The sequence below is a fragment of the Marinobacter sp. LV10R520-4 genome, assembly GCF_002563815.1.
GTDB lineage: Bacteria > Pseudomonadota > Gammaproteobacteria > Pseudomonadales > Oleiphilaceae > Marinobacter.
Window position 1 is genome coordinate 450,755 of sequence record NZ_PDJM01000001.1, and the last position, 22,680, is coordinate 473,434.

General features: G+C 55.5%; 17 protein-coding genes and 5 pseudogenes. 5 read left to right on the forward strand and 17 right to left on the reverse strand.

The features are described 5' to 3' along the window. Positions 1–11 precede the first annotated feature (11 nt). Entirely contained in the window at positions 12–242 is a 231-nt protein-coding gene (locus tag ATG98_RS02110) for a hypothetical protein (protein WP_098419311.1), read from the forward strand. Positions 243–333: 91 nt separating this feature from the next. On the opposite strand, the gene ATG98_RS02115 is transcribed toward ATG98_RS02110, so the two are convergent. From ATG98_RS02115 to ATG98_RS02130, 4 genes and pseudogenes are all read right to left on the reverse strand, one after another. Further along, entirely contained in the window at positions 334–915 is a 582-nt protein-coding gene (locus tag ATG98_RS02115) for a YceI family protein (RefSeq protein ID WP_098419312.1), read from the reverse strand. A gap of 40 nt (positions 916–955) precedes the next feature. Next, positions 956–1,501: a cytochrome b gene (locus ATG98_RS02120; RefSeq protein ID WP_098422034.1), complete on the reverse strand. Its 546-nt coding sequence runs from the start codon at positions 1,499–1,501 to the stop codon at positions 956–958. Between the two features lie 1,252 nt (positions 1,502–2,753). Continuing rightward, positions 2,754–3,053, reverse strand: a complete 300-nt coding sequence (locus ATG98_RS22120; protein WP_267283823.1) for a reverse transcriptase domain-containing protein — start codon at positions 3,051–3,053, stop codon at positions 2,754–2,756. A gap of 840 nt (positions 3,054–3,893) precedes the next feature. Then, positions 3,894–4,046, reverse strand: a pseudogene (locus ATG98_RS02130) (transposase domain-containing protein); the annotation flags it as partial. A 121-nt stretch (positions 4,047–4,167) separates the two neighbouring features. Between ATG98_RS02130 and ATG98_RS02135 the strand changes: the two are divergent. The 3 genes from ATG98_RS02135 to ATG98_RS02145 are packed head-to-tail and all read left to right on the forward strand — an operon-like array spanning position 4,168 to position 7,324. After that, complete coding sequence (locus ATG98_RS02135; RefSeq protein ID WP_098422035.1) at positions 4,168–5,406, forward strand: tyrosine-type recombinase/integrase; 1,239 nt, start codon at positions 4,168–4,170, stop codon at positions 5,404–5,406. Further along, positions 5,403–6,329 (forward strand): tyrosine-type recombinase/integrase, encoded by a 927-nt coding sequence (locus ATG98_RS02140; protein WP_098422036.1) that lies wholly within the window; start codon positions 5,403–5,405, stop codon positions 6,327–6,329. The genes ATG98_RS02135 and ATG98_RS02140 overlap by 4 nt, the downstream gene beginning before the upstream one ends. Beyond that, a complete protein-coding gene (locus ATG98_RS02145; RefSeq protein ID WP_098418111.1) occupies positions 6,326–7,324 on the forward strand; it encodes a tyrosine-type recombinase/integrase in 999 nt (332 codons plus the stop codon). The genes ATG98_RS02140 and ATG98_RS02145 overlap by 4 nt, the downstream gene beginning before the upstream one ends. Before the next feature lie 332 nt (positions 7,325–7,656). On the opposite strand, the gene ATG98_RS02150 is transcribed toward ATG98_RS02145, so the two are convergent. The 12 genes and pseudogenes from ATG98_RS02150 to tnpA form a co-directional block, all read right to left on the reverse strand. Beyond that, on the reverse strand, positions 7,657–8,667 hold the full coding sequence (locus ATG98_RS02150; RefSeq protein WP_098422037.1) for a tyrosine-type recombinase/integrase: 1,011 nt from the start codon (positions 8,665–8,667) through the stop codon (positions 7,657–7,659). After that, complete coding sequence (locus ATG98_RS02155) at positions 8,664–9,611, reverse strand: tyrosine-type recombinase/integrase (RefSeq protein ID WP_098422038.1); 948 nt, start codon at positions 9,609–9,611, stop codon at positions 8,664–8,666. Before ATG98_RS02155 ends, ATG98_RS02150 begins: the two co-directional genes overlap by 4 nt. Beyond that, positions 9,608–10,861, reverse strand: coding sequence for a site-specific integrase (locus ATG98_RS02160; RefSeq protein WP_098422039.1), 1,254 nt, complete (start codon positions 10,859–10,861; stop codon positions 9,608–9,610). Before ATG98_RS02160 ends, ATG98_RS02155 begins: the two co-directional genes overlap by 4 nt. A 151-nt stretch (positions 10,862–11,012) precedes the next feature. After that, positions 11,013–11,390 (reverse strand): annotated as a pseudogene (locus ATG98_RS02165) (IS66 family transposase); the annotation flags it as partial. A 123-nt stretch (positions 11,391–11,513) separates the two neighbouring features. Continuing rightward, positions 11,514–12,530 (reverse strand): site-specific integrase, encoded by a 1,017-nt coding sequence (locus ATG98_RS02170; RefSeq protein WP_098422040.1) that lies wholly within the window; start codon positions 12,528–12,530, stop codon positions 11,514–11,516. Continuing rightward, on the reverse strand, positions 12,527–13,429 hold the full coding sequence (locus ATG98_RS02175; RefSeq protein ID WP_228705995.1) for a tyrosine-type recombinase/integrase: 903 nt from the start codon (positions 13,427–13,429) through the stop codon (positions 12,527–12,529). Before ATG98_RS02175 ends, ATG98_RS02170 begins: the two co-directional genes overlap by 4 nt. A 62-nt stretch (positions 13,430–13,491) precedes the next feature. Further along, the gene (locus tag ATG98_RS02180; RefSeq protein ID WP_098422042.1) at positions 13,492–14,721 is read right to left on the reverse strand and encodes a site-specific integrase; all 1,230 of its coding nucleotides are present in this window, start codon (positions 14,719–14,721) and stop codon (positions 13,492–13,494) included. A 769-nt stretch (positions 14,722–15,490) separates the two neighbouring features. Beyond that, positions 15,491–16,084, reverse strand: a pseudogene (locus ATG98_RS02190) (IS66 family transposase); the annotation flags it as partial. A 9-nt stretch (positions 16,085–16,093) separates the two neighbouring features. After that, positions 16,094–17,551: pseudogene (tnpC, locus tag ATG98_RS02195) on the reverse strand (IS66 family transposase). A gap of 259 nt (positions 17,552–17,810) precedes the next feature. After that, positions 17,811–18,245 (reverse strand): annotated as a pseudogene (locus ATG98_RS02200) (transposase domain-containing protein); the annotation flags it as partial. Positions 18,246–18,284: 39 nt separating this feature from the next. Further along, positions 18,285–18,653, reverse strand: a complete 369-nt coding sequence (gene tnpB, locus ATG98_RS02205; protein WP_098418651.1) for an IS66 family insertion sequence element accessory protein TnpB — start codon at positions 18,651–18,653, stop codon at positions 18,285–18,287. After that, positions 18,653–18,979, reverse strand: a complete 327-nt coding sequence (gene tnpA, locus ATG98_RS02210; RefSeq protein WP_098422044.1) for an IS66 family insertion sequence element accessory protein TnpA — start codon at positions 18,977–18,979, stop codon at positions 18,653–18,655. Before tnpA ends, tnpB begins: the two co-directional genes overlap by 1 nt. 188 nt (positions 18,980–19,167) lie before the next feature. On the opposite strand from tnpA, the gene ATG98_RS02215 reads away from it, so the two are divergent. After that, a complete protein-coding gene (locus tag ATG98_RS02215; RefSeq protein WP_098422045.1) occupies positions 19,168–20,151 on the forward strand; it encodes an IS1595-like element ISMrsp3 family transposase in 984 nt (327 codons plus the stop codon). 482 nt (positions 20,152–20,633) lie between these two features. Here the strand turns inward: ATG98_RS02215 and ATG98_RS02225 are convergent, their stop codons facing one another. Next, the gene (locus ATG98_RS02225; protein ID WP_098422046.1) at positions 20,634–22,637 is read right to left on the reverse strand and encodes a methyl-accepting chemotaxis protein; all 2,004 of its coding nucleotides are present in this window, start codon (positions 22,635–22,637) and stop codon (positions 20,634–20,636) included. Between the last annotated feature and the right edge of the window lie 43 nt (positions 22,638–22,680).

Consider the following 22,680-nt stretch of genomic DNA (forward strand, 5'->3'; position numbering starts at 1 on the left):
AGCGGACCACTATGAAGCCAAACCTGAAAGCCTGCGGGCAAGCCATGATGACCGCGTTGGTAAATGCAGTGCTAGCATTAGTGCTGATGCTGTTGGTGGAGTTTGCAATCAGCGGCAGCTTCCGCCTTCCTGCGGCGTATCTTTGGGCCGGTCTGGTGATTTGGCTGGTTATTTTTGTCGGTCAGTTCTGGCGTATGCGTTATCTTTGCCAATGCCGTGAGCCGCGCCACAACAAAGCCTGAGCCCGCTCAATAAACGTCCAAACAAAGACGGCAGAGCCACACAGCTCTGCCGTTTCTTTTGCGCCGATTCACCACTCCCGCCATTTGGGAATTACTGGCGAATACCTTCCACCGAGATCTCCAGAGTAAGAACCTCTGCCGCCGGGCCCAAATTGGTAGGAATACCAAAGTCAGCAAGCCGCAACTCGGTTTCTGCTTCAAAACCCATGCGGTAGCCACCCCAGGGATCGGCGCCGTGGCCGACCATTTCTGCATCCAAAACGACTTCGCGAGTGACACCGCGCAGGGTCAGGTCGCCCACAATATCGGCTTCTCCTTCTTCGTCCAGACGAATGCCGGTACTTTTGAACGTCGCTTGCGGGTACTCACCGGTATACAGGAAATCTTCATTGCGGATATGTTTGTCGCGTTCGGCGTGGTTACTGTCAACACTGGTGGTATCGATGGACACCGTCACCGAGCTGTTCTGCGGATTTTCGGCGTCGTACACAAACTGCCCGTCAAAATCGTTAAAGCGCCCATACAGCCAACTGAAACCCAGGTGTGAAATGCGGAAGTTGATGAACTGGTGAGCGTCTTTTTTATCAAAAGCGTAGGTGCCTGAGTGGTCTGCCGCCTGTGCGCCACCGACCAGAGCCAAAGACACAGCCGATGCCAGAAATAATCGCTTCATAAGAAATTCCTCATCCGTTAAATGTCAGTACCAGAAATTTTCAACGCCCCAACATACGGCGCAGTGTATTGTCCCGGTCAATAAAATGGTGCTTGAGCGCGCCGAGCGCATGAATACCCGCTAATACGACGACACTCCAGGTTACCCAATAATGCACCACACCCGCGGTGTCTTCCATGCCCTTGATGCGACCCGTGATGGAGGGCACATCAAACCAGCCAAACACGCTCACCGAAGAGCCGTCGGCGGTAGAGATCAAGTAGCCGCTGACCATGGCAACAAACAGCAGCACATACAACAAACCATGGGCCAGGTGAGCCGCGACAAGCTCCCAGCGCCGATGACCCGGCACCGGTTCCGGCCGCGGATTCATCAGGCGCCACATAACCCGCAGCAGCATGGCAGTAAACAACAACACGCCTACACTGCGATGTATGTCCGGCCCCTGCTTGTACCAGGCATCGTAATACGTAAGCCCTACCATCCAATAACCCAAACCGAACATGCCCGCCACAGTCAGGGCCACCAACCAGTGCAGAAACACCGCCACCAGGCCATAAGTTGCCTGACTGTTACGCAGCTTCATAGCGCTTCACGCTCCTTTTCCGACATAAGTCATTTGCCGTATAGGGCATTTACGGATTGTTCAAAAATAGCTCAACGCTATGATGGCCATACTGAATCCCAATAAACAGAAAAAGACGCTTTATTATGGAACTTGAATTCGACGAACACGTGGTTGTACCCAGCAATAACTAAAGGCAACGCCAACACTGCAACGGCTCACGCCGGGTAAGTTGTTACGACTTCGCTGATTTCCCTGAACCCTTCGTAAAAGAAACTGGCCCGGAAAATCAGCGAAGTCGTTTTGCTTTTGGTGGGCCTATTTTCCCGACCCTATTGTGGATTTTAGGAGATCATTATAAAAATGCTCGCTAATCCCCAAACAACTCTCTATTTTTCACTAGAATCCTATAGATTTATTTATAGCATAAGTTTATAAAAATTATATATTTATCTAAAAAACCTTCGATTATACAATAGGTTTTCAGAAAACTTTATCACGCTCTACTGGATCAATCCGTAGTTTCCTGTAATACACCTTAGGCAAGCACTAAAAACAAACACACCAACAGCCTGCGCACTGTTCATCTAGCTAGTGCCCATCCAGAAACTAATAACCGGCTGATTTTCAGGAAATAATTCGGAGAAAGGTTAAAGAATCCTCTTGGCTTTGGTATGTTTTAAGTGCAACCCAAAAACATCAAACAACCAAGAGGATCCAGCATGCGCTACTAACGCATACGGCTCCTATCTTGAGTGTATACCGTCAAATCGTTTGTTTGGCCAAGGATGCACAACTCTGGGTTGTGGCAGCGCGTCTCGCAAGAACTGACCGAAGCGCGCCCACACGAGACGGTAGCGCTGGCTGCGGCGCCGTAACGCCTTCATCCAGAGCTTTCCAAGTTCCGTGTGAAAGCGGCTCACCCTGATGACGTTGCCTGGAACGGCAAAGTAGTTCAGGTGACCCCGCATCACCGCAGCCAACCAGCGTTTCTGCTCGCCAACCGGCCGATGCCTGTTTCGGTATAACCAGTCCTTTACGCTATGCAGCGTTCGTCGCGTGCGGCTCACAGATGTTTGCCGCAGCAACATGAACGTCCGTCTATCACGCAGGACCGCACAGCTGTGCGTGAACCCCAGAAAATCGAACGACTCAGGCTTTGGTCGCCCTGCTGTCGCACAGTCCTTCCGGGCAAAGCGTCCAAAGCGGATGAGCTTCGTCTTGTCCTCGTTGAGCGACAGTCCAAAGCGATCCAGCCTCTGGTGCAGCTGACTCAGGAACGCCTCCGCATCGTCCTTTCTCTGAAAGCCCGTAGCCGAATCAGACGCTTGTCCTTGATCCGATGCTGGATAAACGTGATCAGCCAATCCTGTTCAACCCGGTCGAAGGACGTCCGGATATCCAGATCCAGCACCCAGTTCACTTTTCGTCTCGTGATTCCCACGTAGAGCGCATCCAGCGCATCGTGCTGCCCCCTGCCGGGCCTGAACCCGTAGGAGAAGCCAAGGAAATCTTCCTCGTAAATGTGCTGCATGAGCGTAACGGTTGCCTGCTGGACCCACTTATCTTCCAAGCACAGAATGCTCAGTGGCCGCAGGCTGCCATCTGCCTTCGGGATTTGAATCCGTCTGGCAGGCGTCGGCCTGTATGACCCACTGTGCAAGCGGTGCAGGAGACGAGCCAGCCGCTTGTCCAACCCTTGAGCGTAAGCCTGCCATGACAGGCAATCAACGCCGGGAGTTGAACGGTCGCTTCAGCTTGTAAAAGCGGTCTGTCAGCAGCGTCCTTGTGAGGTGATGAAACAGTGAAGTGAACTGTGTTCGGCGATCTTTTGCCGCGACTTGGCGTACGCGAAGCAAGCGTGACGTAGCACTGATCCCGTTCTGAGCCGGGGTGCCGGCGTCCTGTTTCGCGTTCCTCTTGATTGAACCCCTTCCCTCCACAGCCTCCGCAGGGCCTTGCAGCCCCTTGTTCGGTTGCTTCTGCGGTACTATGAGTTCATCCGACTTCCCGGACTCTCGCAGGGTCGTGAGGCTATTGACCTTCACCATGCGGCCTCCACAGGCTGAGTGTGGAGGGTTGTCCGGGATCTCCCGAGTTCCGTACAGAGTGCTTATCTGCATGCTTAAGGTCTACGACTGCGGAAGAGTGGCCCATACCTTGCGGTTTGACGGTACGGGTCATGTTGCATTCTGCTTCGCTTAACAGCATCTGCCTCTCCAACTAATGATTTCGCAGCTCGATACTTCGCCTGCAAACACCCCTGTCAACACTTCACGGCGGCCCTTGCGGACAGTCGCGCATGACTCGGGGACGAAGCGGCCCGCCAGCCTTACCTCGTAGGGACTTTCACCCTGACACTCTGCCGATTTAGCTCGGCGTTCTAAGCGCCCTTAAACCGACCCACTTGCCCTCAGTCGAACTGCGGCACTTTTTTTGAGACTCGCTCTAGTTTGACGTTCCATGGCAGCAGTGCTTCCAGCTTCTCCAACGTGTCAGCGTCGGCAATGCGCTCCAGAACATGCTGGATATAAACCGACGGTTCCAGTTTGTTCGCTTTAGCGGTTTATGCCGAACCCAGAACTATGCCGCACCCCCCATTCGGAAGCCTGTATTCCCCGGACTTGCCGTCAGCCTATTCGGCATAGTTTGATCTCTCTCCCGTCATTCGATGAGGAGTAGAGGACATGACTGCCAATGCATACTTTACGTTACCAAAGGTACTTCGACGATTGTACGAAGGTCCGTTGGGGGATTACGTTGATCTTTATGCCGCACAACTGCTGAGAGAGGGGCATTGCTATCAGAGTGGGACGCGCTGTATCCGAATTGTGGGTGATTTCAGTCAGTGGTTGGCCCGCAAGCATTTCAATATTAGTGACGTGGACGAGAGTCTCGTGGTGCAGTACCTTCGTTTCCGGACGCAATACCAACGGCCGTTTTGCAGCGACCGGCCTGCACTTTGCCGACTTCTCGGACTGCTTCGACAGATCGATGTCATCGCGCCACAAACAATCATCCCGCCAAAGCCACTTGAGCAAATCGAACAGGACTTCGAGCATTACCTGTTACGAGAGCGCGGACTTTCTCAAACAACGGCGATTCGACATCGCCCCCCGCTTCGGAAGTTTCTTCAGGAATGCTGTCGCGAGGGAACGGCAAGGTTTTCGAGACTTTCCTCGGAAGACATTGTCCGTTTTATAGTCGACCACGCTCATGACCAGTCCCCCCGAACAGCAAGATCCATGTGCTGGACGCTGCGCGCATTCACTCGTTATTTGGTGTACAGGGGGTATATCGTTGACGATCTCGCCGCCGCTGTTCCCAGTGTGCGGAGCTGGCGATTCGGACCACTGCCTGATCATCTTCCACCTCCCAAGATCCAGCGTGTGCTCGATGGCTGTGACCGGACAACTGCGATTGGGAAACGAGACTATGCAGTGCTACTTTTGCTGGCACGCCTCGGATTGAGGGCCAACGAGGTTGCCACACTGGCGCTGGAAGACATCGACTGGCACTCGGGCCTCTTGACTGTACGGGGTAAGGGCCGTCAACTCGCCGTTATGCCCCTCTTGTCCGAGGTCGGCATTGCGCTGGCCGATTACCTGCAGCACGGACGATGGACTACTGACAGTCGCCGGGTATTCATCCGTTCACTCGCTCCACACCGAGGATTCACGTCATCGAGCAGTATCTCGATGATCGCTGTCTCTGCGCTGGAGCGGGCCGGAGTAGATGTGCCTCGTAAAGGTACCCACATTTTTCGCTACAGCCTTGCAACTCAGCTGTTAGGTGCCGGCGCTTCGTTGACGGAGATTGGCCAGGTTCTTCGGCACCAGAATCACGACACGACGCGTCTTTACGCCAAGGTGGATATCAACGCTCTTCGTAAACTCGGGCTGCCGTGGCCGGGAGGTGTTCAATGAGCACCTTGCGGACAGCGCTGCGAGACTATCTCTCGCTACAACGGGGCCTGGGATACAAGTATGTTCATCAGGAACGCACACTGACGAGCTTCGTCCTGTTTATGGAACAGCGCAAGACTGCTTTCATTACGACCAAGTTGGCGCTTGAATGGGCAACACAATCGCCCGGGAGACACGCCAGTTGGGCCATACATCTTTCCGATGTGCGCGGCTTTGCCCGGTATCTGCGTAACAGCGAGCCGCGTACAGAGATTCCTCCAACAGGACTCATCCCGCGTTCTGGACGAATTCGCCCCTACCTCTACTCCGATACGGAAATACAAACACTGCTGACAGCTGCATTGGCGCTGCCCCCCGAGCAAGCGCTTCGACGGTGGACATACCACTGTCTGTTTGGGCTCTTGGTGGTCACGGGTCTACGAATTGGCGAGGCACTGGCGCTGAGGCGTGATGATGTCGACATTGAAGAAGGTATCCTCACGATTCGTGGGGCCAAATTCGGCAAGTCACGCTTGGTGACAATACATCCGAGTACCCGACAGGTTCTATTGGATTATGCGCATCGACGGGATGTGCATCTCGCCACTCCCCACAGCCCGTATTTTCTCGTTGCGGAGCGTGGTGGTCAGTTGCTACCGCAGTCTGTCTATCGGGTTTTTTGGGATCTGTCGCGCCAGACCGGACTCCGAGCTGCGACCGCTCACACAGGTCCGAGGTTGCACGATTTTCGTCATCGATTTGCGGTGGCCACGTTGCTCGACTGGTACCGGGCCGGGAAGGATGTGGACAATCTGATGCCTGTGCTGTCGACGTATCTCGGTCATACGTGCATTCGTGACACCTATTGGTATCTGTCAGCTTGTCCCGAGCTCATGGAGCACGCCACGCGCCGACTTGAGAAACGCTGGGAGGCATTGCCATGAACACTCCCACTCTACCGGCTCTGCTGGAACGCTTCTTTACCGATCGGCTTATGCGTCAGCGACACGTCAGCGCGAACACCATAGCGTCCTATCGCGACACCTTCCGGCTGCTGCTGGTATTTACCCAAAAACAATTGGGCAAGCAGCCGTCATCTCTCAACTTGGAAGATATCGATGCGACGCTTGTCAGCGCATTTCTCGAGGATCTGGAAGTCAATCGTTCGATTAGCGCCCGGACCCGAAACCTGAGGCTGACTGCCATTCGATCTTTCTTCCGTTTTGTGTCCTACGAAGAACCCGCACACAGTGCACAAATCCAGCGAGTACTGGCAGTGCCCGGTAAACGTCAGGACAGGAGGATAGTGCATTTTCTGGCGAGACCAGAGATTGAGGCGCTACTGGCGGCACCGGATCAATCAACGTGGATCGGTCGTCGGGATCATACGTTACTGCTGCTTGCCGTACAGACAGGTTTACGACTTTCCGAACTCACAGGTCTTGATCGCGCTTCGGTTGTGCTGGGCAGCGGTGCCCACGTTCATTGTCTGGGTAAGGGCCGGAAGGAGCGGTGCACACCTCTTACACGCACTGTCTCAAGGGCAGTCCAGGAATGGTTAAAGGAACCGGCCAGGTGTGACAGCAAGGCATTGTTCTCGACAAGACAAGGCCGGCGACTGAGCGCCGACGCGGTCCAGTACCTTGTTGCAAAATATGCGGATATCACGCGAAAGCATTGCCCTTCACTAAAACAGAAGCGGATCACCCCGCATGTCCTGAGGCACAGCGCGGCAATGGAGCTGCTTCAAGCGGGGGTAGACTGTTCAGTTATAGCATTGTGGCTGGGGCATGAGTCGGTTGAGACCACCCAGGTTTACCTTCACGCTCATATGGCTCTGAAGGAAGCTGCGCTGGCAAAAATAGGTCCACTAGGGCATGCCGGAATAAAGCGCTATCAGCCCGGAGATGAACTGCTAGAGTTCCTGAATAACTTGTAGCTGATCGCAAACTATGCCGAATCGGCACCGTTAGTGAAAGACCCAAAATGGTGTGGTGTCGGCTTATTTACGCAAACGACAAAGCCAGTTCGGCATAGTTCTGGGTTCGGCATAAACCGCTCTATGCCGCATGCGGCATAGAGCGGTTTCGACTAGGGAATAACACGTGGCACTGGCACGGGCGCCCTGGGAGGTATCTGCAAAAAGCCATGCTTTTCGGTTATGCGAAGCTTTGCATAATCGCAATTATCTGCACCCGATAATTATGCAAGGTTCGTCGGAACACAAGCGGTGTTTTCAGGGGCGGAGCGCGAGCGGAGGCTTGCATAGTTTTAGAGACTTTCCAGGAACTGGAGGAGTGCGTCCGTCGGGCGGTAGCGCTTGTGCTGGGTCGCAGGTGGGGTGATGGCGGCAAGGGCCCGCTCCTTCATGCCCATGTCCGCTTCGACATAGCCGTGAGTGGTGACGGGGCTTTCGTGACCGAGCCACAACGCGATCACGGTCAGATCGACGCCCGCCTGCAACAGGTGCATGGCCGTCGTATGGCGCCAGGTATGCGGCGAGATCCTGCGGCCTGCTAACTGCGGGCACATCTTTGTCGCGGTGGTGACTGCCAGGTTCAGTCGTTCGGCCACATTGGTGCGCGTCATTGGCAATCCGCTGCGGTTTGGAATGAGGGGTTGCTCGACATGCAAGTCGGCGTATTTCAGCCACTGCCGAATTTCCTTCGCCGTTTCCTTCCATAGAGGCACGGTTCGTTGTTTTCGGCCCTTGCCATGCAGGCGCACCGAGGCAGTTGCCGCCAACGTGATATCGGTCACCCGGATGCCGATCAGTTCGGAAACGCGAGCGCCTGTGTTGTAAAGCATCGTGAGCATGGCGGTGTCGCGGCGCCCGCACCAGGTCGCTATACCCGGGGCTGCGAGCAGCGCGCGAACCTCGTCGCGAGACAGAAACTCAAGCATGGGTCGTTCGAAACGTTTCATAGGTATCGCAAGAATCTGTTGTGCAAGATGCAGGGCAGGCGGCGCTTGTGAGGCGACGTAGTGAGCAAAGGCACGTACCGCCGCCAATCGTGCATTGCGCGTACGAATCGTATTGTGCCGTTCGGTCTCGAGATGCGTGAGGAAATTCAGCACCAAGGCCGCATCGACATCGCACAGTGCCAGCATGGCAGGTGGCTTGCCCGTTGCGCGTCCCGCATAGTTCAGCAAGAGCTTGAAGGTATCGCGATAGGCAGCGACTGTTCGCGGGCTGACGTTCTGTTGCTGGATCAAGCGCTCGGCGAAGAAGCGCTGGAGCAACGCGCCGAATTCGGTGGGCGCGGTGAGCAAGGGGTTCATAACGTCTCTCCTTGCGTATAGAGGTGGAAGCGTTCGGCGGCGATCGCCATCAGTTCGGGAATGCCGGTGACATACCAGTAGGTGTCGCTCACCTTGGCGTGCCCGACGTAGGTTGATAGCGCCAGAATGGCACGATCAATATCTACGCCCTCTTCGTAGAGGCGCAGCATGCTTCTCACGATGAAGGTGTGCCGGATGTCATGCAGGCGGTGACGCTGATAGTCACCGCGCGTTTGCCAGTCCAGTTGCTGACACAGCCTCTGTAAGGCATACAGCATACTGGGCTGATTTACGCCGCTGCCATCATCACGCAGGAAGAACTTGTCACAACATGGCCGTGGCACGAGCCTATCTCGCTGTCGTGCATAGGCGCGCAACGAGTCGGTAACGCTCGGATGCAGCGGTACGAGACGCTGCTGATGGAACTTGGCTTCGCGGATATGCAAAACGCCACTGTCCATGTCGACGTCAGCCGCGGTCAGGGTCAGTGCTTCGGCGATGCGTAGCCCGGTCGCGGCGAGCAAGCCAAAAACACAGCGGCAAGTCGCTGGACGCAATCCCTCGGTGGGCGCCAAGCCATGCGTGGCTTCAAGCAGTGTGCACAGTTCGGCTTCTGTGTAGATGTGTGGGACGAGGCGCCGGTGGGCCGAACCAAAGAGACTTCGCGGTGGAACTTCCGTCGCCGGATCCTCGCGCTGGCAAAAGCGGGCAAAACCGCGAAGAATCCCGATGCGGCGCGCCCAGGTAAACGACGCCTTAAGCTGCGAAGTCTGTGCCCATGCGACAGCGAGCGGCACCGTCAGATGCCCTTCAGGAGAGACCTCATCCGCGAAACGGGCAAATGACTGAAGCTGCGTTGCGTCGATGGTTAGCTCGAATCCGTTACGACGACGATACGCCAGGTACGCTTCGACCCGCGCCATCCAAGACAACCGGGCGCTCATGACGGGCTCCCGGGCCACGGCAGTGCCATCGCGCGCAATTGCTCCACGTCAACGCGGGCGTAGCTGTAGGCAGTGTCAAGACTCTTGTGACGCAATACGTCGGCGATCTCTTTGACTGAGACCCCAGCGCGCTGTAGCTGCGTTGCCAGCGTTCGCCGCAGCACGTGTGTGTTGCAGAACTGATCGCGCAAACCGCAACGAACAAAGGCGCGGTTCATTGAATTGCGAATGGCCGGAACGCTCAGTGGCGTGTCGAGCGGTGCACGGTGCCGGACGAATAGTCTGCGGCTCGTCGTCTGCGTGCGTCCCTGTCGCAGATACTGCGCTATCGCCTCTCCCGTGGACGCAGGCAGGGGAAGCTGTTGAATGCGTTTACTTTTGGTACCGCTGATGGTCAGTATTGCCCTGCGCCAGTCGATCGACTCCAGCGTGAGGTAGGTTACTTCGTGACCGCGTAAACCCAGATCAAGCAGGCAGCGCGCGATGGCATAGTCACGCAGGCCAACGGGGTCCGTGCGATCGAAGGCATCCAGAAAGGCCGTTAGTTCGGCGTCCGACAATACCTTGGGCAACGTGGCCCGGCGCCAGTCTGCGATTCGTGGAAGCGCTGCCGCTAGCCCGTCGGTCTCGTCACCGCGCACGGCACGGTAACGAAAGTAGCTACGCAGACTGTTGCACACGATACGCAGCGATGCCGGCCGTAGGCGCGACGCCAGCGTCGAAAAGTAAGCATCTATGTCGGTCGCCGACAGCGACAAGACGCTCACGGTATCAGTAACGCCTACGTCGTAGAGGAACGCCCCAACGTGTTGAGCTCGGCTGTCACGGGTGGCTGATGATAGCCCGCAAGTATCCGTTAAGTACTCGGCGAACCGAGTGAGCTCGATCGTCACTGGATCCTTCGCCATCGTTGGCGATGGCTGTGAACGCATCAGTATTTTGAGCAGATGCCGAAGCGCCGCTCCGGAGCAGCCTACAGAATCGTAGCAGGGTACGGGACAGGTGCACGCGGGGAGGTGTTCACGCAAGAACCGTTTAATAAGGGATGAATCGACGTGCGTCAACTCGAGCTCTTCAGCTTTAAGCCAGAAACCAAAATGGGCAAGGCAGCCCAAATAGATTCTGATAGTGCGATCAGCGTAGCGCTGGCCTCGCAGCGCCTTAATGTAGGATGAAACGACGCTCTCGAGCGGACTATCAATCAGCCAGTTGTAGCGAACAAGGTTTGTGAGGGTTTTATCGGCGGGCATGGTGTGTGCTCCTGCGGTTAGGGACGAGCCCACAGGAAACACTGTTTTTATGCAAAGCTCGATAGCTACAACACAGCTAAAAGCTTCGTCGCCACTGGCCTTCGCCGGAATAGCCCAACAAACCTTGCATAATTATAGGGTGAGGATAATTTCGGCCAACTGCAAATGGACGGATGGCGTTTTCGGCCAGCACGTTGCTGATCTGTAGGTCGCCCCGTTCGCAGTAACCCACCAAGGTGGGCCACTGGTTCAACGTATAATCCATCGCGGTGCGTGTCAGAATGCCCTTTGCGACTTTGCCAGCGTTGGCCTTCAGCCAGGTCTTCAGTGTGTTCAGTCTGGGCACACTCAGTTCTTGGCGAATGCGGTAACGCTCCTCCACGCTTAACGCTTTGATCTTGCGTTCGATGGCGTAGAGCTTGTTGATGTGACTCAGAGCCACATCGGCTTTGGACACGTTCGTGGGTTTGCCTTTGCCTTGAGGCTTGGCCGCTTTGGTGGCTTCCACGAATTTACGCCGGGCGTGATCCTTATGCGGAGCTCCGCATAAGGATCATTATCCCAAGTCAATTTTTATCCGGAGTGTAGCCTGAGAATCCCAGTGTTCATGCGGCCGTGGGGCGGTCTTTTGACGGGATAAAATTACCAACTTCTACAGCGACGCCAAGAAGGCGAGCAAGTCAGCGCTTGGCTGCCACGGCTTTGCATTTGTCGGTTCGATACCGGCGCGTTTCCAGAAGGCTTCGAGTGCTTCTCGTTTCATCTGCAAATTGGTGGTGAAATAGCGACTGGTGGTGGCGATACTGGCGTGACCGAGATAATCGCGGATGACGGTAACGTCGACACCGGACTGCAACAGTGCGACCGCGCAACTGTGGCGAAGCACATGCGGGGTGATTTTTCGGCGCTGCAAGGTAGGGGCTGTCGGGATCGCGGCTACCACATACTTTTGAAGCAGATAGGCCGCGCCGTCGCGCGTCAATGGCTGGCCCTGTCGATTCACAAAGACAAATGCCCCTGGCGCGCCGTCGCGCACGGTAGGCAGGCGCAGAAGTGCCTGAGCAGTATCGCGCCACAGCGGGCAGAGCCGATCCTTTTTGCCCTTGCCGTGGAGGCGAACCTGCCGGGGTGGTGTCAGATGAAGGTCTGCACAACAAACGGTCAGGGCCTCGCTGATGCGTGCGCCCGTATTGTAAAGAAACAGCAATAACCCATAATCCCGTTGGCCGAGCATGGTATGGCAGTCAGGCTGGTCAAGGATGGCATGCACCTCCGCAACTTCGAGGTAGGGTGCCAGGTTTTGCCGGCACTTCTTCGCAGGCAAGGCCAAAATCCTCTGATACTGCTCGGCATGTGGAAGGTCAACGCGGATCAGATGCTTGCAGAAACTGCGAATCGCTGCGCGTCGGCAGTTACGCGTCGCAATCGAGTTGGCACGATCCGATTCCAACTGGGTCAAAAAGGCGGCCACCGCATCAACGTGCAGATCGCTCAGCCGCAGGTTAGCAACGGTGCCGTCCTTGGTGTCCGCGAGGTAAATGAAAAGCAGCCGTAGGGTATCTCGATACGCGCGCACGGTGTGTGCGCTGGCACCTCGCAATCGCTGTAAATAGTCGCGGAAGAAGCTCTCAACGCAAGCCAATAGCGGATCATCGGGCGCTCTGCTCATGACGTTTTATCGACGTGGTGCCAGTGTCGGGCGAAACGTTCACTGGCCAAGCGCATCAGTTCCGGCGTAGCCCTCAGATACACTTGCGTGCCGAGCACGTCGACATGCCCCATATAGGCGGAGAGCCAAGGCAGCCGGGCATGGATATCAACGCCCTCGTGATACCAGGCGGTCAACCGGTGGACGGCGAAGGCATGTCGGAACTCATAGGGTCGTGGTCCTGTCCGACCTTTGGCAGGCTTGAGTCCTTCCCGACGAAGCAGCCGACGAATGGCCTCTGACACGGCCTTCACCGGTAGCGCTTGGCCGCTATTGCGCAGCAACAGTGCTCCGGGATCAGCGGTTGCTATTGCTTCCAGAATGCGTCTGCGTAGCCGCAGACAATCGTTTAACTCGTGGGCCAGATCATCCAGAAACGGTACAATCCGGGACCTTCCTTTGCTCTGTCGGACAAGAAAGCACCGCTGTTCCAGATCGATATCGGACAGCTGCAATCGGGCGGCCTCCCCAAGTCGCAGGCCGGTACAATAGAGTATCAGCAACAACATTCGCAGCATGCCGGCACAGAGATGTCGGGTATCATGAGCGCTGGCTGCGGTGATGAGATGGACGACCTGGTCCTGGGTGAAAATATACGGTAGAAAGGTCGACGCCTTTATGGGTGCCCAGTCCTGTTCGGGCACAAAGCTGGCCGGATCCCGACGGCGGCGATACAGGCAGAGTTGGCGGATGACACCAAACTCCAGCCCCACGCTGACCGGCTGCCGATGTGGGTTACGTGATAACCACTCATGCAATACAGCGTCGAAAGGCACCTTGGCATGTAAACCGGCCCGATGCTCGACAGCGCACTGAAAGCTCTTAAGCGCAAGCTCACTGCGTTGGTATGAATGCCCCATCGCACGCTTGAAAGCGACAAAATGGACGATGTCTTCGGCGAGTTCGGCCGCGCAGATAAGCGTCATTTGGGGACCGGCAGAGGCAGTTGGCGTAAGTGCTTGGTGTCAATGCGCAGATAGGCGGAAAGCGACGCTGGTGATCGATGACCGAGAATGTCGCTTATGACCTTGGGCGAGGTCTCTAGCTCCATCTGCCGGCATGCATGTGTATGGCGCAGTACATGGCTACCCAAGTACGCGGCCGTAACGCCGGCAGTCCGGGCATACCCAGCGAGCATATGCCGTATCGCTGAAGACGCACACAAGGGGTAATGGGGTGCTCTCATTGATAGGAATAAATGTCGTGTCGGTGCCCGACGGGGCCGCCCACGCTTGAGGTAGCTGACCAATGCGCGGGCAAGTGCCGGCAACAGTGGCAGTGCGAAGGCGACACCGGTCTTTGGTCGTACGACATGCAAGGTGGCGGCTTGCCAACCGATATCGTCGAGCGTCAGACGGATCACCTCGCCAGCCCCCAAGCCGTAACAGCTCATCAACAAGAGTACCGTATAGTCGCGCAACCCGACGGGCGTCTTGCGATCAATGGCTGCCAGGATGCGGAGGACATCCGCCCACGGTAGCGCCCGCAGTGGCTGCTCGTAGCGGCGTATAACCGGGGTTACGACGCATGACGCAAGGTCATTGGACACCTGTCCGGTGGTCAACAGAAAACCCAAGTAGCGACGCAGGCTACAGCCAATGTCAGCTGTGGTCGTGCGGGCATAGCGCTTACTGCACGCCATCAGAAATGCATCGATATCCGTTAGCAAAAAGTCTTGCAACGACCGATGCCGGGTACCCATAAACGCCAAAAAATAACGTATATGAGCCAGTTTCTTCTTGATGGTACCTTCCGGGTTACCGCGGTGTTGGCGTAAATGTTCGGCGAAACCCTTTAGTTGGGGCTCGGGTTGAAAAGTACCGTTCATCCTGGCTTGCCACGGAGGGACCTCAACGCCTAAGGCGCTTAATCCAAATGCCCAGGCCCGCAAGGCAGACTGCGCTCCCTGGCAAGCACACTCCGTATCGACCCGCCGTTGTCGTGCATACCACTGGGCAAAGACGGTTACGCCGACCTGCGTCAGTTGCTCATTGGGACTTAGGGCTTCAGCCATGCAGTAATGATGAAAACGGCGTATCCAGTAGAGATACTGATCAATCGAAGCCCGTTTGAGGCTGCGGTTGTCTCGCCATACGCCATGAACCTTGGCTAATTGGGTCTCGAAATCGGGTACCACCTGCTTGCTGTGCACCGTTCATCTCCGGCAGTTGCCTTAATGCTCCGGTGACAACATTAATACCAGTCCCTGGGCGGGTCTGCCCCAGAGTTGTGTTGGGTGCGCTTTAAGTGCGGGCTTCGTGGGGCGAACCCTAAGGGCGCGGGTAACCTTGGCAGATAAACGGCGAGCGTGGTACGCAGCGCCATCAAAACACCGGTTCCCCGTAGTCTCCCTTGGAATGACGTGAGACTTGGCTGGCAGTCGCGAAACAATACCGGTGCGGCCTGCAAAGCACCGACCAATGCGCCTCGTACCAGATAAATCCGGCGGCGGACCCATCGAGCGGCACTGGGTAAGGAGATATCATCGGGACGCAGCGTATTCGCCGCAGCTTCGACACTGCTGGCGTGCTCGGCATGCAGAACAACCCGTTCCAATGCCACGAGCGTGCCGGGCAGACGAGAGGCCAGACAATCTGGCAAAAGGCTGAACGTGCGATGGCCCTTCGGGCAGTACCAGCGAGGTATCCGCGTACCAGTAGGCGTTACCCGGGAGTATGTGCCGTGTCGAGAAAAGGAACAGCCACCTTGCGGATGTAGCGGGCAACTTGGCAATCTCGCCATGCGCCACCCTTGAGTTGCCACATAGGCTTCGCCTGAAAGGGATGTCTCGAATCGGAGCTGCATCTGAGACCTGCACCATGGAATGTTGACAGGTATTTTATCCCGAGAAACAAAGCTGCACAGCGCCCATAAGCCCTGCGATCCCTCATTATACTCCACATAAAAATCGACTTGGGATAATGATCCCAACAGCCGATCCGGGTGATGCCGTTATTCCGACACACCTTGCCGTAACCTGAGTAGCCATCGGCTTGCAGGATGCCCTTAAAGTCGTCAAGCAGACGCACCGGCACTTTGCCCGCCCGTGAGGGGTCGTATTCAAACAGAACCGACGGTTGCCCTGGCGGGCCACCGCGGGTGAGCCACATCCATTTATCAGACTGCGCCGTTTTACCGTTTTCTTTTAAAACGTACATTCGGGATTCGTCGGCTTGCAAATAATCACCGCTGTTCTGCACTTCGCGCATCAGATTGATGAGCGGTTTAAACACGTCATCCAGGCGAATAACCCAGTGTGCCATGCTGGTGCGGCTGATCTCATGCCCCAGGCGTTTGAGCATGTGTTCCAGACGATACAGAGGCAGGCCATCGGCGTATTTTGAGGTGATGATGTACGCCAGCAACGAGGTGGTGGCCGTGCACTTGCCCAGCGGATGAACCGGGCGGGCAGCTGCCAGGATGCGCTCTTCGCCGTCTTGTTCGAACACGGCTTTTTCCTGCCAGTATTCCAGCACTTTCAACTGAGCGGGGATGAACTGCAGCTCTTCCTTAACCGTAACTATTCAGCTGGTTTGATTTAAAATGCTCTGATCATTACCTGCTGCCACCTCCATGAACGGTGGCACACTCCCCTCGAACAAATGCATCAGGGCTTTCGAGGCAGACACGTTCTGCTTGCGCGCCGTCGACAGATAACTGCGCACGCGACAGAAGATTTCGGCTCCTTCAAAGGATCGAAAACAACCCGATATTTTTTGCTGCACTTTGAACATGCGGATGTCCCGCTCACCTTGGTTGTTGGTAAACGGTACCTCTGGATTGTCGAGGAAGCGTAGCACATCCGATTCGTAGGCGATCAGCCGCTCCAGCAGGTTGCGGGCCCGCGTGCGTTTGAGCCGCCCGGGTTTGCCTTGGCGCAGGCTTTCATCCGGTGGCGGGCACTCTTTTTGCGCGTTTGCCAGGCAGCGTCGGTACACCTTGCGCCACCGCTGCGCTTTGTCCGGTGGCAGGCAGCCGCCGGCGTCGTCGACGCTGTCGGTCATGATGTTCAGTAGAGTTTGCATTCGTTGAGCCCACACCTGTTTATCCTGCTCCCAGGCGCGCTGAAGTTCTCGCAGGTGGTGCGCATTGCACAGAGAGTGCACGCATGAATAACGGTAATACGGCTTCCAATGATCATGACAGAGCACACCGTTGAAGCGCGGCAGGATGCCGATCGCATTCATCGCCTTCTGGCCTCGTTGTGCATGGGGCGCAAGCCAGGTCAGTCGGTCATTCGATGCGCCGTGCAGCCAGTGACGTTGACCACCGATGTTCACGCCTGTTTCATCGGCGTGAACCACCGACGCCTCGGCCAGGCGATCCTTGACCCACGGCTCAAATTCAGCGGCCTTATTGAAAGCGTCCTGATTGAAGTTGAACAGTGAGCCGACACTCAGTGGGATGCCGACCTGGTCTTCGAAGTACTCGCGGATGCGCTCATAAGGCAGGAGCTGGTATTGCGACAGATAGACCGCGTGGGCCTTCAACCGCGGGCCGTACTGAACCGAGCGTTCAACGCCGGCCGGAAAGGGCGCCACGATACGTTGCCCTTGGGCGTTTTCCAGGACCTCGGCCTGGTACTCCGTGACAAAACGGCGGATATCCAGGTCAATGACCTGACGTTTCTCGCAGCCCACGACCCGGAACCGGCTGCCTTTGGGTAAGGTGCGCCGGTCCAGCTTCACCCTCTGGATCGCATCCGGATCCGCCACCGGTTGCAGCGTCTTGCCAATGCGGCCGGGCTGCCCGCCCGGCTTGCGCCCGCTTTTAGTCCGGTTCTGTCTGGGGCGGTTCGGATCCTGGGACGGCGGCGTGCTGCTGTTGGCACTGTTGATGTTGAGCCGCCCGCTCAGTAGCTGGATCAGCACCATCAGCAACTCGATGGCCGCCCGCAGTGAAGGCTAGACGGTTGTGTCCTCCTGGAGTTGCTGTCTGACGTTCGCCAGCGCGGCGTCGACATCGATGTTGCTGATCTTCATGGATCTGAGTACCGTCGAGTGAAGGGTTATTATCGCACGACTTTTCCAGGCCGAATTTTCCTCCTGAGCGCGGATTTGACGGGGTTTTTCAAATCGGCGTCGCCCCGGGGATGGACAACAAAACGAAAGGGCCGTGAAGGGATCCTAGAAGCTTTGCGCGCCGCTTTAGGGTGTTGCGTTGAGTGTGGCCTAAATTCATGAAACTGGGGCCAAAACCCTGTCAAGAACTTTTTGAGAAAAATCGAGGTGAATAGTTACCCTTAACCTTGGTAAAAAAGGTCTTACTGGCGCCCACTTTTTCTTCGTCGCTGAGGGTCAGTTCAATACGCTCGCGCAGCAGTTTGTCCGAGAAGCCACGCTGGCGACGTTTACGGGAGGCCGGTGGTGCCTCTTCCTCTACAACATCGTCTGGCAGCTGATCGCGCAGAACATCAATCTCAACTTCCAGCTCGGCTTCGTCAAACAGATGAATCTGGTGTGCGGACTTCTCACTGCTGGCGCCGAACTGCTGAATCCGTTTCCAGCGCAGCAGTTCTTCGAGAATCTGGATATAGTGATCACGCTGTTGGATTCCAGCGCTCTTGGCCGACAGTTCCTGCTGAAGACCTTCGACAACCGACCGCAATTCAGCGGCCGAAAGGCCGCTGATATCGGGTGTTTTTGAAGGTGCTTCAGGCTTTAATCTCATGAACAAAGTATAGCAAAAACAACGCCCTAAAGCACCAAAAAAGAGCTAATTAACAGCCTCATAATGCAGAATTTTATGCCCTTTTAATAGGGCAATATCGTAGCCGTCCAGCAACCAGTTGATCTGCTCGCCCGTCAGTGGCATCAGCTCATCCGAGGCCTTAGGCCACTTGAACTTCTCCTCCGCCAACGCCTTATAATAGAGTACAAAACCGTTGTCTTCCCACATCAGGCACTTGATCTTGTTTCGATGCCGGTTGGTGAAGGCGTAAAGCGCTCCGGTAAATGGATTATGGCCCAGTTCCTGTTCAACCAAGACCGCCAGGCCCTGGGCCTGTTTGCGGAAATCAACAGGGGCCCGGTACAGATAAATCTCTGGCAACGACAGTGACGGGCGTAAATATCGGTGGCGCATCACAGTTGTCTCAAAACAGCGCCCAGCAACTCGATGTTGCCGGCGTGCAAACCGGTGATCGAGACACCACCGGGCAGCGATACGGTCAGGCCATCGGCTCCGCCGATGGTAGCGCCAGGAACAGAAACGACCCGAGCGAACCCGGTGGCCGCTTGCTCTTGCTCCAGGGAGTCTTCAATCAAGACCAGCTTCCGGCGCCAGTAAACGAATTGATGATAAACCAATGACTGCTGCTTGCAGTAAGCGCTGCCGGACACGCCGGTGGCTTCCCAGTCAGTGATATGCTGCTGCCAGACCTGTGCTCGTTCGGTGAGCGCAAAGCCCACCAGACACTTCTATCAGCCGCAGTTAATGCGCCGCTTCGGGCCTGGTGGGCTTTCAGGCAGGATTACTTCGCGGTGATGGTGGACATCACCAGCTTGCTGTCTTTCTTGATGGGGCCATCTTCTTTGGCGCCCAGGGTGTATTCAAAGATGGGGTATCCCTTTAGCTCCACAAATGGCAAAATCTCTCAATGGATGTGCCAACAATTGCTCCGATAGGTGGAAAAGATTATCCAACAACCTGGGTTCAATTCCTTGATTGGTTCCACTCTGAACAAGCGTGCCGGGATTTTTTGGAACAGCTACGCTGGTCGGACGGACTGATTTGCCCGAAGTGTGGGGTAATATCGCAAGTTCATCGACGCAGTCGCGGCAGATTGATCTGTCCAGCATGCAGACATCAAGCAACGGTAACAGCGGGCACCATTTTTGATAAAACGCGCACAGAGCTTCGCGTCTGGTTTGCCGCCATTTGGTACATCACCAACCAAAAGCATGGCGTCAGCGCATTGGGGTTGCAGCGTGTACTTGGCCTTGGCAGCTATGAGACAGCGTGGACCATGCTGCACAGGCTGCGCCGAGCAATGGTACGCACGGACAGAGAGTTGCTCCATGGAGAGGTTGAGGTCGATGAAACCTATCTTGCACTCACCGACCGAGCCGACCCGATTAGTGCGGTGGGACGTAAAAGCAACACCACCAAGGTGTTGGTCGCCATAGCAGTGGAGATACTGCAACCCAAGGGATTTGGAAGAATACGGATTCAACGGATTGAGCGTGGTGACAACGATAACCTGATGCCCTTCATCAAAGCCTTCATTCGTCCAGGATCGCTCATCCATAGCGATGGCTCACCTGCTTACCGCCTGCTCACGGAGAGTGGATATGAGCACCGACAAACGGTTCATCTTGGTTCAGCCACTCCAGCCCATGAATCAATGCCAGGCGTTCACCGTGTGGCATCACTCCTGCAACGCTGGATGATGGGCACACACCATGGCGCAGTCCAGCCAGGACAGTTGGATAATTATCTTGATGAATATGTATTTCGGTTTAATCGCCGTAAATCCAAATCAAGAGGCTTACTGTTTTATCGCTTGCTCCAGCAAGCAGTTGTGACAAAGCCGGTCACCTACCAAAAGGTGGTGGCACGGCGGGGAAAATCTGGAAATTGAAGTCTGTGGAGCTAAAGGGATACCCCGTATTCAAAGATACCCGTTTTCATACCGCCGTCTTCGCCGTGCACCATCAGCATGTCACCGGATTCGACGTTCTCCGTCAGGATGGCAGATACGTCCATGTTCTCGCCCTTTTTCAGGGGCGCGTAGCCAACCACCGGGCCGGATCGTATTGGCTCAGTGCCCCTTGGTCCAGTTGCATCTGATCCTGCGCTGTGGGTTGCCGGGCGACCCTTTCGTCCATTGCATCGTCGGTGGTGGTTCGGCCCGCAGGGTACTTTCGCAGCTCATCGATGGCCTTGTTCCGGGCAATGGACACCAGACAGGTAATTGGTGAGGCTTTACCTGCATCGAAGAGGCCTGCCCGCTGCCAGATTTTAAGATAAGCCTAAGACCCTGATGCGCCTGGATTAGTTGACCACTACACTTATGTGCCGGAGTATTTGCGCTACGCTGAGAAAGAAAAAGCTGACGCGAGATCACGTGCTAAAATGTGAAACTTGGCCGGCCAGATTCTGCGCCAATTCTGACAAATTCTGGCTAGCTTGAGCAATTTGATTGGATGAGGCCGAGGTTTGGTCAGCCACTTCGGAGATCTGCTCGATGTTTCTATTCATTTCCTCCGAAACCGCTGACTGCTGCTCAGTGGCCTTGGCGATCTGAGCTCCCATATCAGAGATGCGATCTACGCTCGCCATGATCGCCTTGAACGAAGACTCGGTTTTAAGCGCCAGGTTGACGGATTCCTCGCTTTCCTTTTGGCTTTTTTCCATGCTCTGAACCGCTGTTTTTGCCCCTTCCTGTAGTCGGTGGATGGTGTCGCGGATCTGTCCCGTCGAGGATTGGGTGCGCCCTGCAAGCGATCTCACTTCATCGGCTACCACCGCAAAGCCTCGCCCACTATCACCCGCCCGAGCAGCTTCAATGGCTGCATTCAGGGCAAGCAGGTTAGTTTGTTCCGCAATATCACTGATCACCTGCAAAACCGATCCGATCTCGGTACTGTGCCCATTCAGCGCCACCACAACTTGTGTTGACTGACTCAGCGCTTTTGCCAGCCCGGAGATCTGTTCCGTCATCTGGTGCAATACAGAATTCCCCTCGCTGGCCTCTTCATTGGCGTTTGCTGCAGCATCGGCGGCAATCACTGCGTTGGAGGCCACCTCACGTACCGTGGCCGAAAGCTCAGTCATGGCGGAGGCTATCTGATCCGTCTCATGCTTCTGCCGGTGAACCCCTTGGGCACTTTCTTCCGTCACGGCCGAAAGCTCCTCCGATGCCTGCGCCAGTTGTTCGGCAGATCCTGCAACTTGTCTGACGATATTCCTGAACTGCTCAGCCATCGTGTTGAGCGATTCAGAGACCTCCGTCAGTTCGTCATGCCCCAAACATTTCGCCCTGTATGTAAGGTCGCCCTTCGCGAGGGCTTCTGTGGTCTGCATAAGATTGCTGATACTCGCACTGACGCCCTTATAAAAAGATGTAAACAGGTAGAACATTGCGAGCAAAACAAGCGCTAACAAGCCGATGGTGGACTTATAGACAAAAGCAGCAGCAGCCTCCCTCTCTGCAAGGGCACCATCAACAAGAGGGATCAGACGGTCAAACTCGCTATAGACTTCATCAATGGCCTCCGTTGCTGCTTCATTGATCTGTTGTGCCGACACGCTGATTGTTTCTGGCTCGCGAAATTCTTTATGCAACAGTTCAATAAACCGGCTAACAACGCGCTTTATTTCCTCTCTCGCCTGGGTTAACTCCCTCTGAAGCTCAGGTTGGTAGGTTATAGAGTGGGATAAATTGTACTGGATCACGTCAAGGTACTGGTTTATCCGGTCTTGCCGATTGGCCAGAGCAATACGGCTATCACCTTGGTGGGCGCCTCTTGCTGCCACGCCCGTTGCGATGCCTCGGGCTTGCCCCATGGCTTCAGTAATTTGAGGGTAGGAGGTGGTTATAAGGGAAATTAGATAGTGGGTGTCAGCAGATGAATCCAGAGTAAGATTGGATTTTTCATGAATAGCGTCTCCTACCGCAAACAGATCCCTGAGCAAATCCGTGTGTTGCTGGAAGCTTTGACCCTGATCGAGATCTTGCAGCCTGCGTACCAGCTGCGCCCAAGCCACAGATACCTCCGACCCTTTTCCAGTCAGAGTGAGTTGATTCAATTGCTGCAAAGACTGCTGCACCCGCCCCTGAAGCGCCTTCATTGGCGCTGCAAAATTCTCCGCACCATTCAGATATGCGGCAGACATTCCGCGATGCTTCTGCACCAGCTCAATAGCCGAACGAACCTGTTTTATTTCTGTCAGACCAGCCCTTTGATTGGCCGTAAACTCCACAATGCCAGTTTTTTCCTGCAAAAGCAGAACACCAATGATCATCAGGGGGATGAGAAAGGCTCCTCCGATGATCATGAACTTTTTTGAGTATCGCAACTTTCCAAGAACATAAACACCAGGGGTCAAGAGTGCTTTCAGCATAACGTGCGGATCCTATTAATATTATTGTTTTATCTTTGGATTC

Bases quoted from the DNA above. Each gene is read 5' to 3' on its own strand.
- ATG98_RS02110 (WP_098419311.1), top strand. From the start codon at position 12: ATGAAGCCAAACCTGAAAGCCTGCGGGCAAGCCATGATGACCGCGTTG.
- ATG98_RS02115 (WP_098419312.1), bottom strand. From the start codon at position 915: ATGAAGCGATTATTTCTGGCATCGGCTGTGTCTTTGGCTCTGGTCGGT.
- ATG98_RS02120 (WP_098422034.1), bottom strand. From the start codon at position 1,501: ATGAAGCTGCGTAACAGTCAGGCAACTTATGGCCTGGTGGCGGTGTTT.
- ATG98_RS02135 (WP_098422035.1), top strand. From the start codon at position 4,168: ATGACTGCCAATGCATACTTTACGTTACCAAAGGTACTTCGACGATTG.
- ATG98_RS02140 (WP_098422036.1), top strand. From the start codon at position 5,403: ATGAGCACCTTGCGGACAGCGCTGCGAGACTATCTCTCGCTACAACGG.
- ATG98_RS02145 (WP_098418111.1), top strand. From the start codon at position 6,326: ATGAACACTCCCACTCTACCGGCTCTGCTGGAACGCTTCTTTACCGAT.
- ATG98_RS02150 (WP_098422037.1), bottom strand. From the start codon at position 8,667: ATGAACCCCTTGCTCACCGCGCCCACCGAATTCGGCGCGTTGCTCCAG.
- ATG98_RS02155 (WP_098422038.1), bottom strand. From the start codon at position 9,611: ATGAGCGCCCGGTTGTCTTGGATGGCGCGGGTCGAAGCGTACCTGGCG.
- ATG98_RS02160 (WP_098422039.1), bottom strand. From the start codon at position 10,861: ATGCCCGCCGATAAAACCCTCACAAACCTTGTTCGCTACAACTGGCTG.
- ATG98_RS02170 (WP_098422040.1), bottom strand. From the start codon at position 12,530: ATGAGCAGAGCGCCCGATGATCCGCTATTGGCTTGCGTTGAGAGCTTC.
- ATG98_RS02175 (WP_228705995.1), bottom strand. From the start codon at position 13,429: ATGGGGCATTCATACCAACGCAGTGAGCTTGCGCTTAAGAGCTTTCAG.
- tnpB (WP_098418651.1), bottom strand. From the start codon at position 18,653: ATGCGCCACCGATATTTACGCCCGTCACTGTCGTTGCCAGAGATTTAT.
- ATG98_RS02215 (WP_098422045.1), top strand. From the start codon at position 19,168: ATGGATGTGCCAACAATTGCTCCGATAGGTGGAAAAGATTATCCAACA.
- ATG98_RS02225 (WP_098422046.1), bottom strand. From the start codon at position 22,637: ATGCTGAAAGCACTCTTGACCCCTGGTGTTTATGTTCTTGGAAAGTTG.